17 protein-coding genes are annotated in these 14,994 nt (G+C 70.5%); 4 read left to right on the top strand and 13 right to left on the bottom strand.

Going from position 1 to position 14,994, the window contains the following annotated elements; all coding sequences use genetic code 11:
* The 7 genes from HLK59_RS28340 to clpS all read right to left on the bottom strand — a co-directional run bounded on the left by HLK59_RS28340 (position 1) and on the right by clpS (position 4,893).
* Positions 1-279, bottom strand: a complete 279-nt coding sequence (locus tag HLK59_RS28340; RefSeq protein ID WP_171144370.1) for a MoaD/ThiS family protein — start codon at positions 277-279, stop codon at positions 1-3.
* An 83-nt stretch (positions 280-362) separates the two neighbouring features.
* Positions 363-458, bottom strand: coding sequence for a putative leader peptide (locus HLK59_RS52450; RefSeq protein ID WP_346779835.1), 96 nt, complete (start codon positions 456-458; stop codon positions 363-365).
* An 88-nt stretch (positions 459-546) separates the two neighbouring features.
* The gene (locus HLK59_RS28345; RefSeq protein WP_171144371.1) at positions 547-1,569 is read right to left on the bottom strand and encodes a LacI family DNA-binding transcriptional regulator; all 1,023 of its coding nucleotides are present in this window, start codon (positions 1,567-1,569) and stop codon (positions 547-549) included.
* A 40-nt stretch (positions 1,570-1,609) separates the two neighbouring features.
* Entirely contained in the window at positions 1,610-2,032 is a 423-nt protein-coding gene (locus tag HLK59_RS28350; RefSeq protein WP_171144372.1) for a M67 family metallopeptidase, read from the bottom strand.
* A gap of 133 nt (positions 2,033-2,165) precedes the next feature.
* The gene (locus HLK59_RS28355; protein ID WP_171144373.1) at positions 2,166-3,605 is read right to left on the bottom strand and encodes an amino acid permease; all 1,440 of its coding nucleotides are present in this window, start codon (positions 3,603-3,605) and stop codon (positions 2,166-2,168) included.
* 353 nt (positions 3,606-3,958) lie between these two features.
* On the bottom strand, positions 3,959-4,561 hold the full coding sequence (locus HLK59_RS28360; RefSeq protein WP_171144374.1) for a DUF2017 domain-containing protein: 603 nt from the start codon (positions 4,559-4,561) through the stop codon (positions 3,959-3,961).
* Positions 4,562-4,575: 14 nt separating this feature from the next.
* A complete protein-coding gene (clpS, locus tag HLK59_RS28365; RefSeq protein WP_171144386.1) occupies positions 4,576-4,893 on the bottom strand; it encodes an ATP-dependent Clp protease adapter ClpS in 318 nt (105 codons plus the stop codon).
* A gap of 57 nt (positions 4,894-4,950) precedes the next feature.
* On the opposite strand from clpS, the gene HLK59_RS28370 reads away from it, so the two are divergent.
* Together HLK59_RS28370 and HLK59_RS28375 are read left to right on the top strand one after the other, a co-directional pair.
* A complete protein-coding gene (locus HLK59_RS28370) occupies positions 4,951-6,297 on the top strand; it encodes a nicotinate phosphoribosyltransferase (RefSeq protein ID WP_171144375.1) in 1,347 nt (448 codons plus the stop codon).
* Between the two features lie 75 nt (positions 6,298-6,372).
* Positions 6,373-6,966 (top strand): isochorismatase family protein, encoded by a 594-nt coding sequence (locus HLK59_RS28375; protein ID WP_171144376.1) that lies wholly within the window; start codon positions 6,373-6,375, stop codon positions 6,964-6,966.
* A 31-nt stretch (positions 6,967-6,997) separates the two neighbouring features.
* Here the strand turns inward: HLK59_RS28375 and HLK59_RS28380 are convergent, their stop codons facing one another.
* Positions 6,998-7,669, bottom strand: coding sequence for a nitroreductase (locus HLK59_RS28380; protein WP_171144377.1), 672 nt, complete (start codon positions 7,667-7,669; stop codon positions 6,998-7,000).
* Between the two features lie 129 nt (positions 7,670-7,798).
* On the opposite strand from HLK59_RS28380, the gene HLK59_RS28385 reads away from it, so the two are divergent.
* Positions 7,799-8,449, top strand: a complete 651-nt coding sequence (locus tag HLK59_RS28385; RefSeq protein ID WP_171144378.1) for an NAD(P)H-dependent oxidoreductase — start codon at positions 7,799-7,801, stop codon at positions 8,447-8,449.
* 732 nt (positions 8,450-9,181) lie between these two features.
* Here the strand turns inward: HLK59_RS28385 and HLK59_RS28390 are convergent.
* The 3 genes from HLK59_RS28390 to HLK59_RS28400 form a co-directional block, all read right to left on the bottom strand.
* On the bottom strand, positions 9,182-9,703 hold the full coding sequence (locus HLK59_RS28390; RefSeq protein WP_171144379.1) for a MarR family transcriptional regulator: 522 nt from the start codon (positions 9,701-9,703) through the stop codon (positions 9,182-9,184).
* An 82-nt stretch (positions 9,704-9,785) separates the two neighbouring features.
* Positions 9,786-10,133 (bottom strand): hypothetical protein, encoded by a 348-nt coding sequence (locus HLK59_RS28395; RefSeq protein WP_171144380.1) that lies wholly within the window; start codon positions 10,131-10,133, stop codon positions 9,786-9,788.
* Between the two features lie 121 nt (positions 10,134-10,254).
* Entirely contained in the window at positions 10,255-12,594 is a 2,340-nt protein-coding gene (locus HLK59_RS28400; protein WP_171144381.1) for an immune inhibitor A domain-containing protein, read from the bottom strand.
* A gap of 346 nt (positions 12,595-12,940) precedes the next feature.
* On the opposite strand from HLK59_RS28400, the gene HLK59_RS28405 reads away from it, so the two are divergent.
* On the top strand, positions 12,941-13,231 hold the full coding sequence (locus HLK59_RS28405) for a hypothetical protein (RefSeq protein ID WP_171144382.1): 291 nt from the start codon (positions 12,941-12,943) through the stop codon (positions 13,229-13,231).
* A 21-nt stretch (positions 13,232-13,252) separates the two neighbouring features.
* On the opposite strand, the gene HLK59_RS28410 is transcribed toward HLK59_RS28405, so the two are convergent.
* Positions 13,253-13,933: an RDD family protein gene (locus HLK59_RS28410; RefSeq protein ID WP_171144383.1), complete on the bottom strand. Its 681-nt coding sequence runs from the start codon at positions 13,931-13,933 to the stop codon at positions 13,253-13,255.
* Positions 13,934-14,022: 89 nt separating this feature from the next.
* Positions 14,023-14,994, bottom strand: a 972-nt coding sequence (locus tag HLK59_RS28415; protein WP_171144384.1) for an RDD family protein, incomplete at its 5' end; no start/stop codon positions are given.

The raw sequence follows: 14,994 nt of genomic DNA on the forward strand, positions 1-14,994 counted from the left end.
TCAGGCCATGCCGCCGGCGACGGCCGGCAGGATCGTGACGTTGTCGCCGTCCGACAGCTTGGTGGTGATGCCGTCGAGGAAGCGGACGTCCTCGTCGTTGAGGTAGACGTTGACGAAGCGGCGCAGCTCGCCACCGTCCACGATGCGGGCCTGGACGCCCGGGTGCCGGGTCTCGAGGTCGGCGAAGAGCTCGGCGAGCGTGTCCCCGTTGCCCTCCACGGCCTTCTGGCCGTCGGTGTAGGTGCGGAGAATGGTGGGGATGCGGACCTCGATGGCCATGGTTGCGGGCTCCTGTCGGGAAGTCTGGGATCGGTGGGCGCACTGGGGCACCGCGGCTCACAGCCGTACGGCGGCAGGGAACGTCAACAGAAGGCGCTGTTCAGCCTGCACAGGTCGACGTGAAGCCGCGCCACGAGCAGTGTGCTCGGCGCCTTGTCACTCACGTCGTTCAGAACCATGGGGTCATCGTATCGATTCCCTGTCCGGGTCCCGGAATGTGATCCCACATGGCGGACGGATACCGGCCGGGGAGTGAGACGGGGCAGTTCAGGCCGACTCGCGCAGCACGAGCCGGGTCGGTACGACAACGGAGCGCGGCTCCTCGGCCCGCTCGAACAGCAGCCGGGCCATCAGGCGCCCCATCTCCCCCACGTCCTGGTGGACCGTGGTCAGCGGCGGGTCGGTCGCCTCGGCGATCTCGGCGAGGTCGTCGAACCCTACGACGGCCACGTCCTCGGGGACGCGGCGCCCCCGTGTGCGCAGGGTCTCCAGGGCTCCGGAGGCCATCAGGTCCGAGGCGACGAAGACGGCGTCCAGGTCGGGGCACCGGTCGAGCAGCGCGGCGGTCGCGGCGGCGGCGCCCTGGCGGGTGTAGTCGGCGCGTTCGACCAGCTCCGGCGGGGCGTCGGGGAGGACGTCCCGGTAGCCGGCGAGGCGCTCGGCGGCGGAGTGCTCCTGGTCGTAGGGGCCGGTGACGGTCGCGATGCGGCGGCGGCCCAGGGAGACCAGGTGCCGGACGGCCTGCCGGGCTCCGCCGCGGTTGTCGCCGTCGACGTAGGCGTGGGCGCGCACGGTGTCGCCGTCGCGCAGGAGGGGGCGGCCGCCGAAGACCGCGGGGATGTCGAGGCGGCCGATCATCTCGTGCAGCCGGCCGCCCGGGTGCAGGGAGAACAGGACGGCCGCGTCGACGTGACCGCCGCCGAGGTAGTCGGCCACGCGCGCGTGGTCGTCCGGCTCGTCGAGGAAGAGCAGGACGGCCTGGGCGCCGTGGAGTGCGAGCTCCCTGCGGATGCCGCGCAGCAGGCAGTCGAAGTAGGGGTCCAGGAAGAGCCGGTCGTCCGGCTGGTCGGCGACGACGGCGACGGCGTTCGTGCGGTGCGTGACGAGTTGCCGGGCGGCCTGGTTGGGGACGTAGCCCAGCTCGGCGATGACCCGCCGGACCTGTTCGACGACCTCGGCGCGTACCTTGGGCTCGCCGTTGATCACCCGCGAGACCGTGGATCTCGATACCCCGGAGCGGCGTGCGACGTCCTCGATCGTGGGGCGCTGTCCGTGCGGCCGTCGCGTCAACACCGTCTCCGATAGGGCGAGTTGGTCGGGCGTACGGTGATCAGTATGCCGCTACGACCGCGACCTCTTCCTCCGTGATCCCGCCGTCCACGATCCGGTACGAGCGGAACTGGAAGTCGCCGAGGCCGTCGGTGTCCGCGGTGGAGACGAGGACGTAGTGGGCGCCGGGCTCGTTGGCGTAGCTCACGTCGGTGCGGGAGGGGTAGGCCTCGGTGGCGGTGTGGGAGTGGTAGATGACCACGGGCTCCTCGTCGCGGTCGTCCATCTCGCGGTAGAGCTTGAGGAGGTCGCCGGAGTCGAACTCGTAGAACGTGGGCGACATGGCCGCGTTGAGCATCGGGATGAAGCGCTCGGGGCGGTCCGAGCCGGCCGGCCCCGCGACGACGCCGCACGCCTCGTCGGGGTGGTCCTTGCGCGCGTGCGCGACGATCTGGTCGACGAGGGCCTGGGTGATGGTCAGCATGCTGGCCAGGATAAGCAGACGGGCCACCCCGTACCGACAGGTGGTACGGGGCGGCCCGGATGCCGGACGCCTGAGCGGCGGCCGCCTGGAGCGCCACGAGTGCTCCGGGCGGCAGGGCGTCCTTCGGGGGTGGTCAGCCGGCCTTCTCGAACTCCGGCTCACGGCGCTCGGCGATCCGCGGGTCGCGGCTCTTGAGCACCGCCCAGCCGATACCGAGGGCGAGCGCCCAGCCCGCCATGACGTACAGGCAGACCCGGGAGTCGGCGTCGTACGCGATGAGGCCCGTGACGAAGAGCAGGAACGCGATGGCCACGTACGAGCACTTCGCACCGCCCGGCGCCGGGAACGACGACGCGGGCAGCCGGCCCGCGTCGACCGCGCGGCGGTACAGCACATGGCTGATCAGGATCATCAGCCAGGTCCAGATGCCGGCCGCGGTGGCGACGGAGACGACGTAGCCGAAGGCCTTCTCCGGGACGATGTAGTTGAGGATCACGCCGATGCCCATGAAGGCGACGGAGACCGCGATGCCGAGGGCCGGGGTCCTGGTGGCGGACAGCTTCTTGAAGGCCGCCGGGGCCTCGCCGCTCTCCGCCAGGTTCCGCAGCATGCGGCCCGTGGAGTACATGCCGGAGTTGCAGGAGGACAGGGCCGCGGTCAGGACGACGAAGTTGACGATGGCCGCGCCCGCCGGGATGCCGATCTTCGCGAAGGCGGCGACGAACGGGCTGACGCCCGGGGCGAATTCCGTCCACTTCACGACGCACAGGATCACCGTGAGCGCGCCGACGTAGAACAGCGCGATACGCCACGGGAGCGTGTTGATCGCCTTGGGGAGGGTCTTCTCCGGGTTCTCCGACTCACCGGCCGTGACGCCGACCAGCTCGACCGCGAGGTAGGCGAACATGACGCCCTGGAGGGTCATCAGGGACGAGCCGATGCCCTTGGGGAAGAAGCCGTCGAAGGCCCACAGGTTGGAGACCGCGGCGGTGTCGCCGGCGGAGCTGAAGCCGAAGGTGAGGACGCCGAGCCCGATCACGATCATGCCGATCAGGGCGGTGACCTTGACCATCGAGAACCAGAACTCGAGCTCGCCGAAGACCTTCACGGAGATCAGGTTGACCCCGAAGAGGACCACCAGGAAGACCAGGGCGGTCAGCCACCGCGGGACGTCCGGGAACCAGTAGTTCACGTAGATGGCGGCGGCCGTGAGCTCGGCCATGCCGGTGACCACCCACATCAGCCAGTACGTCCAGCCGGTGAAGTAGCCGAAGAACGGGCCGAGGAACTCGCGGGAGTACTCCGCGAAGGAGCCCGAGACCGGGCGGTAGAGCAGGAGCTCGCCGAGCGCCCGCATGATGAAGAAGATGATCACGCCCGCGAGGGCGTACATGAAGATGAGGCTGGGTCCGGCCTTGGCGATGTTCGCCCCGGCTCCCAGGAAGAGGCCGACGCCGATGGCGCCGCCGATGGCGATCATCTGGACCTGGCGGCTGCCGAGGCCACGCTCGTAACCCTCTTCGGAGGTGCCGGAACTGTTCTCCGGACCCTCGTCGACCTGAGCGGAGGTCATATGTGTGGTGCGCCTTTCTCCATACCGAACCGGGCCTCTCGTCGGCCTCGGATCGGTTCTCGATCCCCCCGGATGGATGGAGCTGAGCGGGCCCGAGCTTCCTCGGGTTCGCTCGTGCCTGGCCGGCGGTCCGTCGGCTCGGTGGCGCACCCGGCCGAACATGCGGGTGGTGTTCGTCGGGCGGTCGTGAAGATTTATCACGGCCGCAATATTGATCACCTGTGCGAGATGTGGCGCAGGGCACAGGAAGAAGCGGACAAACGACCACCGTGGCGGGCATAGGCCATCGCCACGGTGACGTGATCGTTATCCGGATTTGAGCGTCCGCTGAGCGAACACAAAACCGTCACAAACTACGGCAGAAGTGTCGTCACGAGGGTCTCCTGGAGCCCTCCCAGCCACAGATACGCCATGACCATGGGCTTGCGCGGGTCCTCGTCCGGCAGCCGGTAGAGGAGGTCGGTGTCCTCCTCGTCGGCGATCTCCAGCCGGGAGCCGATCGCCAGCCGCAGGTCGTTGAGGGCGCCGAGCCACTGCCGCGACTCCTCCGGCGACAGCTTGAGCACCGCCCCGCCGTCGTCCACCGGACTCAGCGCGTCCAGGGACCGGATCACCACGAGGGCGCTGTCCCGCTTGCCGGCCCTCAGGTCGTTCTCGGTGTAGCGGCGGAACTCCGAGGAGTACGCCTTCTGCTCCTCGGCGGCCCTGGGGCCCGGCGTGCCCTCGGGGTCGCCGTAGGCGTCCGGAAACAGCCGCTTGAGCACCGGGTCGGAGGGCGGCTCGCTGGGCCCCTCGGCGAACAGCTCGGCGAGCGGGTCGTCGGAGGCGTCCTCGGCGGGCCCCGGACCGATGAGCTCCAGGAGCTGGACGGCCAGCGAGCGGATGATGGAGATCTCGACGTCGTCGAGCGCGACGGCCGCGCCGCCGCCGGGAAGCGGTTCGAAGTGTCCAGGCATGAAGGTCAGTTCAGCTACTTCCGGTCCTGCTGCAGGGTGGCCCACAGACCGTAGCCGTGCATCGCCTGCACGTCGCGCTCCATCTCCTCGCGGCTACCGCTGGAGACGACCGCCCGGCCCTTGTGGTGGACGTCCATCATGAGCTTGGTGGCCTTGTCCTTCGGGTAGCCGAAGTACGTCTGGAAGACATACGTCACATAGCTCATGAGGTTGACCGGGTCGTTGTGGACGATCGTGACCCAGGGGACGTCCGGCTCGGGGACGGCGAAGACCTCTTCCGCCGGCTCGGTGCGTTCGATCTCTACGGGAGCGGGTGACGTCACATGGCCCATGCTGCCACGCATCACCGAAATCGTCACACCGACGAGAAGGGAGTACTATCTCTCGTCATGAACACAGCGGACCTTGGGCTGCCGGTGGATGTTCCCTCGACGGCGCTCTTCACGGATCAGTACGAGCTCACGATGTTGCAGGCCGCGCTGAAGGCCGGTACCGCCGAGCGGCGCAGCGTCTTCGAGGTCTTCACCCGGCGGCTGCCGGAGGGGCGCCGCTACGGCGTCCTCGCGGGCACCGGGCGGGTCCTGGACGCCGTCGAGAACTTCCGGTTCGACGCGGACGTCCTGCGCTTCCTGGGTGAACGGGACATCGTCGACGCACCGACCCTGGACTGGCTCGCCTCGTACCGGTTCTCCGGTGACATCTGGGGCTACCCGGAGGGCGAGGTCTACTTCCCGGGCTCGCCGATCATGCGGGTCGAGGGCTCCTTCGCCGAGTGCGTGCTGCTGGAGACCGTGATCCTCTCGATCCTCAACCACGACTCCGCGATCGCCGCGGCCGCCTCCCGGATGTCCTCGGCCGCCGGGGGCCGCCCGCTGATCGAGATGGGCGCCCGCCGCACCCACGAGCTCGCCGCCGTCGCCGCCTCCCGCGCCGCCTACCTCGGCGGCTTCGCCTCCACCTCCGACCTGGCCGCCGGGTTCCGCTACAACATCCCGACCGTCGGCACCTCCGCCCACGCCTTCACCCTCCTGCACGACCGGGAGCGCGACGCCTTCCAGGCCCAGGTGAACTCGCTGGGCCGGGGCACCACGCTGCTTGTCGACACCTACGACGTGGCGGAAGCCGTCCGCATGGCCGTGGAGGTCGCCGGGCCCGAGCTGGGCGCGGTCCGCATCGACTCGGGCGACCTGCTCCTCGTGGCCCACCGGGTGCGCCAGCAGTTGGACGAGCTGGGCGCCCGGAACACGAGGATCATCGTGACCTCGGACCTGGACGAGTACGCCATCGCCTCGCTCGCGGCGGCGCCCGTGGACGCGTACGGCGTCGGCACCCAGCTGGTGACCGGCTCGGGGCACCCGACCTGCTCGATGGTCTACAAGCTGGTCGCCCGTGCCGAGTCCGCCGACGTGACGGCGCCGCTGGTACCGGTCGCGAAGAAGTCCTCCGGCGGCAAGACCTCCATCGGCGGCCGCAAGTGGGCCGCCCGGCGGCTGGACGCGGACGGGATCGCGGAGGCCGAGGTCGTCGGCACCGGCGCCGTCCCGGCCGACCTCGTGGACCGCCAGCTCCTCGTCGAACTCGTCAAGAGCGGCGACGTCGTGGCGCGCGAGCCCCTGGACGTCGTACGGGACCGGCACACCGCCGCGCGCGACGGGCTGCCGCTGTCGGCGACCCAGCTGTCGCGCGGGGAACCCGTCATTCCGACGGAGTACGTACACGGGCGCTCGGGTAGCTAGAACAGGTGCGCCCTCCCGCAGCGCCGTCGAAGTCTCTAGGCTCGTAAGTTCACTCTTAGTCGAAGGACACCCACCATGCGCCGCGCCTTGATCGTCGTCGACGTACAGAACGACTTCTGCGAGGGGGGCAGTCTCGCGGTGGCCGGGGGTGCCGATGTGGCAGCCGCCGTCACCGAGCTGATCGGACAGGCGGCCGGCGGCTCCGGCTACCAGCATGTGGTGGCCACCCGCGACCACCACATCGCGCCCGGCGGTCACTTCGCCGACAACCCCGACTACGCCCACTCCTGGCCCGCGCACTGTGTCGCCGGCACCGAGGGCGTGGGTTTCCACCCGAACTTCGCCCCGGCCGTGGCCTCCGGCGCGATCGACGCCGTGTTCGACAAGGGGGCGTACTCGGCGGCCTACAGCGGCTTCGAGGGCGCCGACGAGAACGGCGTCCCGCTGGCCGACTGGCTGCGGGCGCGGGAGGTCGTCGAGGTGGACGTGGTGGGCATCGCCACGGACCACTGCGTGCGGGCCACCGCGCTGGACGCGGTACGGCAGGGCTTCCGCACCCAGGTGCTCCTCGACCTGACCGCGGGGGTGGCCGCCGAGTCGACCGACCGGGCGCTGGAGGAGCTGCGGCAGGCCGGGGTGGAACTCTCCGGGAAGCCGGTCGTCGCCTGAGGGAGGGGCTACGAGGTCCTCGGCGCGCGGGTCATGAGACGCCGTCCACGAAGGTGACCGTCTCGTCGAGCGGGGCCCGGCCCGTGCGGGCGGGGTTGGCCGTGACGTCCTCGAACCCGATCGACATGCCGCAGAAGAGGATGAGCTCGTCCGGGGGCGACAGGACCTCCGCGACGCTCCGGTGGTACTTCGCCCAGGCCATCTGCGTACAGCTGTGCAGCCCTTCGGCGCGGAGCAGCAGCATGACGGTCTGTAGATACATGCCGACGTCGGACCACTGGGCCGGGCCCAGGTCGCGGTCGATGTAGCAGAACAGCGCGGCGGGCGCGCCGAAGGCGTCCCAGTTCGCGGAGGCGGCCCGCTGGCGTGCCTCGATGTCCTCGTGGGCGATGCCGAGTGCGCCGTAGCGCTGCTCGCCGAAGGCGGAACGGCGTTCGCGGTACGGGGACTTCAGCGCGGGCGGGTACATCTCGTACTCCGGCTCGTCCCAAGGGTCGCCCGTGGCCACGCGTTCCCCGGCGCGCTTCTTGAGCTCGGCCAGCGGGTCACCGGTCAGGACGTAGGCGTGCCAGGGCTGGAGGTTCGATGCGGACGGCGCCCAGGCCGCGGCGGACACCACGCGCTCCAGTGCGGGTCGGGGCACGGGCCGGTCGGTGAACGCGCGTACGGCCCTTCGGCTCGTGACCGCTTCATAGACGTCCAAGATCGTCTGCCTCTCCTGTGGTCGACGTCTCCATTTCCGTTACGCTCGCAACGGTATCACTTGATACTATCTCGGAAGTAACTACTGCTGTCCGGCATGGGCTCCGCGTCCTGCCGTTGGGAGAAGGCCATGACCACACTGCTGCACATCGACTCCTCCGTGCTCACGGGCGAGGCGTCCGCGTCCCGATCGGTCGCCGAGGCCTTCCGCGAGGCCTGGCAGGAGCAGCACCCGGAGGGCACGGTGATCCACCGCGACCTCGCCGTCGACCCGGTTCCGCACATCACCGCCGCCGCCTGGTCCGCCGGGATGACCGACCCGGCCGAGCGCACCCCGGAGCAGTCCGCCGCGTTCGCCGCGCGGCTGCGGCTCATCGAGGAACTGGAGGAGGCGGACGCCGTGCTGATCGGCGCGCCCATGCACAACTACTCGATCCCCTCGACCCTCAAGGCCTGGCTGGACAACGTGTTCCTGCTCGGCCGCACCGCGGGCGAGACCCCCTCCGCCCAGGGCACCCCGGTCGTCGTGGTGGCCAGCCGCGGCGGCTCCTACGGGCCGGGCACCCCGCGCGAGGGCTTCGAGTTCGTCCGGAACTACCTGGAGGCCGTCCTCCAGGGCGCCCTCGGCCTCGACGTCGACTTCATCGTCCCGGAACTCACCATGGCCCCCAGCGTCCCGGCCCTGTCCACCCTGATCCCCCTCTACGAGGCCTCCCGCGAGCGCGCCTTCGAGCAAGCCACCACCAAGGCCAAACACCTCACGGAACGCCTCGCGTCGTAGCCCTCACGGACGGGGGCCGGACGCCCGCCCCGGCACGGCCCGGGGCCACGGGCACCGGGCACTCGCCCCTACGCGGGCCCAGGACGCGAACACCCACTCCTCGCCCCGCACGACCTGGGACGCGAGCGCCCACCTCTCGCCCGGCACGGGCCAGGAGCACGAGCGCCCGCTCCCCGACCGACACGACCTGGGACGCGAGCACCCGCCTCCCGGCCAGCACAAGCCTGGGGCGGCGCCCGCCTCTCGCCCGGCACGGGTCAGGAGCACGGCCGCCCCACGTCCGACACGGGCCTGGGACACGAGCGCCCACCTCCCGCTCGGCACAGGCCAGGAGCACGACCGCTCGCTCCCCGACCGACACGACCTGGGACGCGAGCACCCGCCCCACGTCCGGCACGAGCCTGGGGCGCGAGCGCCCGCCTACCGGCCAGCACAAGCCTGGGGCGGCGCCCACCTCTCGCCCGGCACGAGTCAGGAGCACGGCCGCCCCACGTCCGACACAGGCCTGGGACGCGAGCGCCCACCTCCCGCCCGGCACGGGCCAGGAGCACGAGCGCCCGCTCCCCGACCGACACGACCCGGGACGCGAGCGCCCGCCTCCCGTCCGGCGCGAGTCTGGGGCGTGTGCGCCCCCTCACGGCCCGAGGGCCCGGGACCCGCCCGCCTCACTTCTCGCCGTGCGACCCGGCCCCCGGCCCCGGGCCGTCCACGCCTCGCCGCCGCCCCGGCCGCTCAGCCCTCGCTGTCACCGGCCGTCCGCTCCCCGGCATCCCCGGGATACGCGAACCGGGTCAGCAGGTTCGTCAGGTGTGTGGTGTCGTCGGGGGTCAGGTCGGCGAGGAGACTGTTCGAGAGGGGGACGGCCGCTGTGTGGGCGGCGTCGAAGAGGGCGAGGCCCTCGGGGGTGATCTCGACCGAGCGTGCCCGTCGGTCGCCGGGGACGGCCTTGCGTACGGCCAGGCCCTTGCGCTCCAGGTCGTCCACGACCCGCATGATGCCGGCCTTGTCGGAGCCGGTCGCCGCGGCGAGGTCGCGCTGCACCGTGGGGCCGTCGTTGACGAGCGCGATCAGGACGGCGAAGTGGCGCAACTCGATGCCGAGGGGCCGCAGCGCCTCTCCCATCACCGCGGCCGCGCGCCAGTGCGCCCGGCGCAGGAGCAGACCGAGCGCGAAGGGCGAGGCGTCTCCCGGGCGGTCGGTCGCACGGGGGACGGGGACGGCGGTCGGGCGGGGAGCGTCGGCGGCGGCGGTCATGCGGCCACCCTACAACCGTACGATCGTTCGAGACGGTATCGAGTGAAACCATACGGCGCCGTACCCCGCGGCCGACTGACGGTCAGGCCGAGGGCGCCGGCTTCCGCATCAGCGCCCTGATCGGATGCCACAGCTCCTGGGCGAGTTCCCCGCCCGGCGCCGCGACAGCGTTGTCAGGCGCCGTGCGCCATATCAGGCCGTCCGGATGATGGAGGACCGCGGTGATCTCGTCCGGGGTCGGCGGAGCCCCGTTGCCACGCAGGTAGACCGCTCGCAGGCCCAGGTTGCGCAGCCTGGTCAGGGCTCGTGCGCGGTTGCGGGAATGGACGAGGACACGGACGCAGCCCGTGCCGTCGGTGGCGGGTCTGGGCAGGTTCAGCGCCACCACCACGCTGCCGGTCGGCAGCTTGCAGAAACCTCCTGCGGCCATGCAGTCACACCCCCGTGTGCACCGGTGTCAATAAGAAAGCCATCAGGACGCACCTAAACACGATCGGCGGCGACCCGCCAGGGGTCACCGCCGATTCGCTTCTGACCTGCGCAAACGCCGACTACTTCACCGCGCGGCCCACTTCGAGCGAGATCGTCGAGCCATTCAGGGCCTCCTGGACGATCTTGATCTTGGTGTTGGTGTCAGTGATCTTCACACCCGCGAACGGGGTCGCCGCGTCGTAGTAGGTGCTGGTGTGGTCGTTGAAGACCGACACCCCCTTCGACGACGGGATCCGCTTCGCGACGTCCGCGTTGTGCAGCGTGATGCCGTCCGTGCGGAACAGGCTGAAGGGCGAGTCGTACGCCTGGATGCGGCTGCGCATCGGCGTGCCGTCGGACCACTTCAGCGCCGTCGGGTGCGAGTCGACCGGAAGCAGCAGACCGGCGCCGGGGTGCTCGCTGGTGTTGTTGTCGGCCTGGGAGGTGTCCCACTTCCAGATCAACAGGCCGTTCTGGTACGGGAAGTGCTCCACCCAGCTCGGACGGGTCGTGGAGAAGCCGAAGTTGTACGGGCCGACCTTCAACGTCCGGTCGTACGACACGTACTGGCGGTTCTCGGCGATGTAGTACTGCGCGTAGTCCTTGCTGAAGGAGGCCCCCACACGGGAGAAGCCCTTCGCCGTCCAGGCCGCGTCCGCGCTCTCGGCGTCGTCCGCGAACAGGGCGGCGCCGTCGGCCGTGACGGTGATCCGGTCGGCCGCGAAGCCCTTCCCGGCCACGCCGCCGTCGGAGGAGTAGCGGAAGCGCAGGTCGATCTTCTGGCCGGCGTAGGCGTCCAGCGGGAACGACAGCTTCTTGTACGTCTCCGAGGAACCGGTCAGCACGGGCTGGCCGCTGGCGTCACGCGCGAGGGCCGTGCCGTCCGCGGTGCCGTCGATCGGCTTGAAGGTGGTGCCGCCGTCGGTGGAGACCTCGGTGTACACGTTGTCGTACGCGGCCTCGGTGTCCCACCAGCCGTCCAGGGTCAGCGTCGCCGCCGACCGGCCGGTGAGGTCCACCGAACGGGACAGCGTGTTGTTGAGGCTGTTGCCGCTGCCGCTCCACCACTGGGTGGCGCCCTGGGCCGGGGTCACGATCTCGGTGGTGACCGCCTTCGTGGGCAGTTCGACGACCAGACCCTGCTTGTTCTTGGTGTTGTACTCGGCGACACCCAGCTTGTGCTTCGACTTGGTCGCGGCCTTCGCCACGTCGTAGTCCAGCCAGCCCAGTTGCAGCTTGTCCCAGGCGGTCATGTCGCCGGGCAGGTCACCGATGGTGTCCTTGCCGGTGCCGAGCCAGGAACCGGAGGACATCAGGGTCCAGAAACCGGTGGAGTTCTCGCCGCCGCCGGAGGTGTCGTAGTGGTCCGGCAGACCGAGGTCATGGCCGAACTCGTGGGCGAAGACGCCGAGTCCGCCGTTCTCCGGCTGGATGGTGTAGTCGCCGACCCAGATGCCGGTGTCACCGACCTGGGTGCCGCCGAGCAGGTTGCCCCCGGGGCCGGTGGCACCCGCGTCGGTGCCGAACGCGTACCAGCGGTGCGCCCAGATGGCGTCCTCGCCCTGGGCGCCGCCGCCCGCGGACTCGTCCTCGCCGGCGTGCACGATCTGGAAGTGGTCGATGTAGCCGTCGGACTCGTTGAAGTCGCCGTCGCCGTCGAAGTCGTAGCGGTCCCACTGGTCGAACTCGGCGATGTCCGCCTTGATCTCGGCGTCCGTGCGCCCCGCCGCCTGCTGCTGGGCGACCCATGCCGTGACACCGTCCTGGACCGCGTTCCACGCGCAGGTGTCACAGGAGTTGGAGCCGTAACGGGCCTCGTTGTAGGGGACCTTGACCCAGTCGGTGACCTCGCCCTCGACCGAGTAGCGGCCCGAGGACTGCTTCTCGTAGTAGGTCTTCATCGACGCGGTGCCGTCGCCGAAGTAGAGGTCCTCGAAGTGCGCCGTGTTGTAGTCCGCCTGCCAGGCCGTGCTGTTGTCCTGGGTGCGGTCCGGCTCGGCTATCTCGTTGTGCGCGGGGCCGGCGGTGCCGCCGTAGCGGGGGTCGGTCTGGTCTCCGAACTCGACGAGGATCGTGAAGATCTTGTCGGTCCGCTCGCGGCCGAGTTCGACGTACTTGCTGTCGCCCTTGCGGCTCTTGAGCTCGACGACCTTGGAGCCGTCACGGTTCTTGACCGTGGCGGCGCCGGATATGACCTGCTTCAGCGCCTCTTCGCGCTGCGCCTCCTGGGTCCGGGAGAGCGGACCGTCGAAGTCGTGCTCCTGCGTGGTCTTCGCCGGCTGCGGGTCGGTGCGGTTCCCCGCGGCCGGCGCCGCGGTGGTGTCGGCCTGCGCGACGGCGAAGGTGGAGATGGTCGCCGTCGCGGCGGCCAGTGCGACGGTGGTCGCGGCCGCTCTGAACGTCCAGGGTCTGCTGGGCACCTGAGTCTTCCTCCCCTAGTCAAGTGACGGCATTTGACTAGAGGTTCAGAAGAAAAGACAGACCTTGACTTGAACAGGACAACTGCACTATGCGGACCTGGCGTCCGCTTTACGAACACCTTGAGAAGATCCTGAGTCGCCCTCGACCGGCGCTCGCGCGTGTCCACTTCGTGGACGGCATGACTCCGTGCGCCCCCCGTGCACCGGTACTGTTGGTTAGGTCACGCTTACCGTTCGTTCCGCTCGGGCATGCACGCGATTAGAGTCATTCGGCGGAACGCCCCAAAACGGCGGAAAGCCAGGCCGACACCCCCCGTGGACCCCCACTTCCGAGGACACGATTGCCATGCCTCGTCCGACTGCCGCACAGCTCGCCTACGGTTCGTTCACCGTGATCTTCTCGACGCTCGCCATGCTGCTGCTGTCACAGACGAGTTCGGGTGTGGGGATCGCGGTCATCGCCTTCGCCGCGCTCGCCCTCGGCCTGCTCGTCGCCATGACGGTCCCCATGCCCAAGGCCCGTGTGGTCGCGGTGCGCAAGCCCGCCACCGAGCAGGCGGAGACGGCACACACGCCCGTACCGGCCACGGTCACCGTCCTGGCGACCGAGCCGGTGCACGAGCGCGCCGCCTCCTGATGAACTGACGGCGTCCGGTGGTCAGTTGACGCTGACCACCACCGTCTTCGCCGCCTTGTCGTGCAGGCCCTGCTTGTAGGGCTTGTCGAAGAAGCTCCAGCCGCCCGAGATCGCGGTCCAGATACAGGCGCAGCAGAACGCGAACGGGATCCACAGCACCGCCGAACGCGTCAGCGCGGTCTGCACCGAGGGCGTGGAGCCGTTCTCGAGATTCGCCACCCGCATCCCGAACCACTTCTTGCCGAGCGTCTGGCCGGAGCGGCTGATCATGACGGTGTCGTACGCGATGTAGAGCACGGCCGTGACGAGCGACTGCGTGAAGGACTTGCCGTACTCGACCTTGTCGGGGTCCACGTCGTACTCGTTGACGCCGAAGCCCCAGGTGAGCAGCCAGACGACGATGGCGACGAGGATCATGTCGATGATCCGGGCGAGCGTGCGCTTGCCGCTTTCGGCGAGCGGGGGCATACCGGCGAGCGGGTCGTTCGGGTACGAGCCGCCGCCGTACGGATCCCCACCGCCATAGGGACCGCCGCCTCCGTACGGCGGGGGCTCACTGCCGTACGGCGAGCCCGCGTCCCCTGACGGCGGGGGCTGACTGCCGTACGGGGAACCCTCGTCGCCCGACGGCGGGGGCTGCTTCCTGAACGGGTCGTCTTCCGGCGGCTGCTGGCCGGAGCCGGGGGGCGGTTCGCTGCTCATGGCCCGAGTCGACCGCGATCCCCGCGGCTCCGCATCCGGCGAGCGGCCGTCCGGGGTACGGAATCCGGTGGCCGCTGTGCCGTATGCGGCTATCCCGCTACGAACGTATGTGCGGCCTTGTCGTGCCAGCACTGGCGCCACGGCTTGTCGAACAGGCCCCACACGACCCCCACGACACCGATCGCGAGCAAGCCGGGGACGCTGTAGACGAGCCAGCGGCGCAGCGCCGCGCCGAAGGACGGCGGGTCGCCGCCCTCGATGTCCCGCACCTCCAGGCCGAGCAGCTTCTTGCCCAGGGTGCGGCCCCACTTGGCGGTGGGCAGTGCCTCGTAGAGGACGCCGAAGACGAGGAGGACGGCGAGGACGATACCGAGGTAGGCGGAGGTCGTGCCGTCCAGGAGCCAGACCGTGACGGTCTCGCCGGAGAGCTTGGCCGCGTCGATCTTCTCGTTGACGTGGTCCAGCGCCCTGGTGGCGAGCGGGACGGCGGCCGCGGCGGTGACGCCGACGAGGACGACGGTGTCCAGCAGCCGGGCGGTCAGCCGCTTGCCGAGGCCCGCGGGGCGGGCGGCGGCCTGACGCCGGGCGGCGGCCTGGAAGACGTCCTCCACGGGCGGCTTCCAGGGCGTGACGGGCTGGTCCTCGCCGGGGGTGCCGGCGAGGCGGTGCACCTGCTGGGCCCAGGAGGACTGACCGCCGCCGGCACCACTGGCCATGGGGGTGGACTGCATGGGCGTGGACTGCTGGGGGACGGACGCGGCCGGGGTCGGCGGAGTCGCCTGCGGGCCGGAGGAAGCGGCCGGTCCGGCGACGCCCTGGGCACCGGCCTGTGCGGAGGCGGCACGCTCGGCGGCGGCCTTGCCCGCGCCGAAGCCCGGGCCGCCGTCGGACCGTGCGCCGCCCGTGCCCCCGCCCTGCGCCCCACCCGGCTGGGCCGGGCGCGGGGAGGGCGGCCGGAAGGTCATGGTGCCCTCGTCGGCGGCGGGGCCACCGGGGGCGGGGACGCCGGGGGTCACGGCACCGAAGGCGGGGCCGCCGGAGGGAGCGGCGCCGGCGGCCGG

This window comes from Streptomyces sp. S3(2020), assembly GCF_013044505.1.
GTDB lineage: Bacteria > Actinomycetota > Actinomycetes > Streptomycetales > Streptomycetaceae > Streptomyces.

Coding starts and splice junctions, on each gene's coding strand:
- HLK59_RS28375 (WP_171144376.1), top strand. CDS start 6,373: ATGCGCCGCGCCTTGATCGTCGTCGACGTACAGAACGACTTCTGCGAG.
- HLK59_RS28410 (WP_171144383.1), bottom strand. CDS start 13,933: ATGAGCAGCGAACCGCCCCCCGGCTCCGGCCAGCAGCCGCCGGAAGAC.
- HLK59_RS52450 (WP_346779835.1), bottom strand. CDS start 458: ATGGTTCTGAACGACGTGAGTGACAAGGCGCCGAGCACACTGCTCGTG.
- HLK59_RS28395 (WP_171144380.1), bottom strand. CDS start 10,133: ATGGCCGCAGGAGGTTTCTGCAAGCTGCCGACCGGCAGCGTGGTGGTG.
- HLK59_RS28385 (WP_171144378.1), top strand. CDS start 7,799: ATGACCACACTGCTGCACATCGACTCCTCCGTGCTCACGGGCGAGGCG.
- HLK59_RS28390 (WP_171144379.1), bottom strand. CDS start 9,703: ATGACCGCCGCCGCCGACGCTCCCCGCCCGACCGCCGTCCCCGTCCCC.
- HLK59_RS28350 (WP_171144372.1), bottom strand. CDS start 2,032: ATGCTGACCATCACCCAGGCCCTCGTCGACCAGATCGTCGCGCACGCG.
- HLK59_RS28340 (WP_171144370.1), bottom strand. CDS start 279: ATGGCCATCGAGGTCCGCATCCCCACCATTCTCCGCACCTACACCGAC.
- HLK59_RS28370 (WP_171144375.1), top strand. CDS start 4,951: ATGAACACAGCGGACCTTGGGCTGCCGGTGGATGTTCCCTCGACGGCG.
- HLK59_RS28355 (WP_171144373.1), bottom strand. CDS start 3,605: ATGACCTCCGCTCAGGTCGACGAGGGTCCGGAGAACAGTTCCGGCACC.
- HLK59_RS28360 (WP_171144374.1), bottom strand. CDS start 4,561: ATGCCTGGACACTTCGAACCGCTTCCCGGCGGCGGCGCGGCCGTCGCG.
- clpS (WP_171144386.1), bottom strand. CDS start 4,893: ATGGGCCATGTGACGTCACCCGCTCCCGTAGAGATCGAACGCACCGAG.
- HLK59_RS28405 (WP_171144382.1), top strand. CDS start 12,941: ATGCCTCGTCCGACTGCCGCACAGCTCGCCTACGGTTCGTTCACCGTG.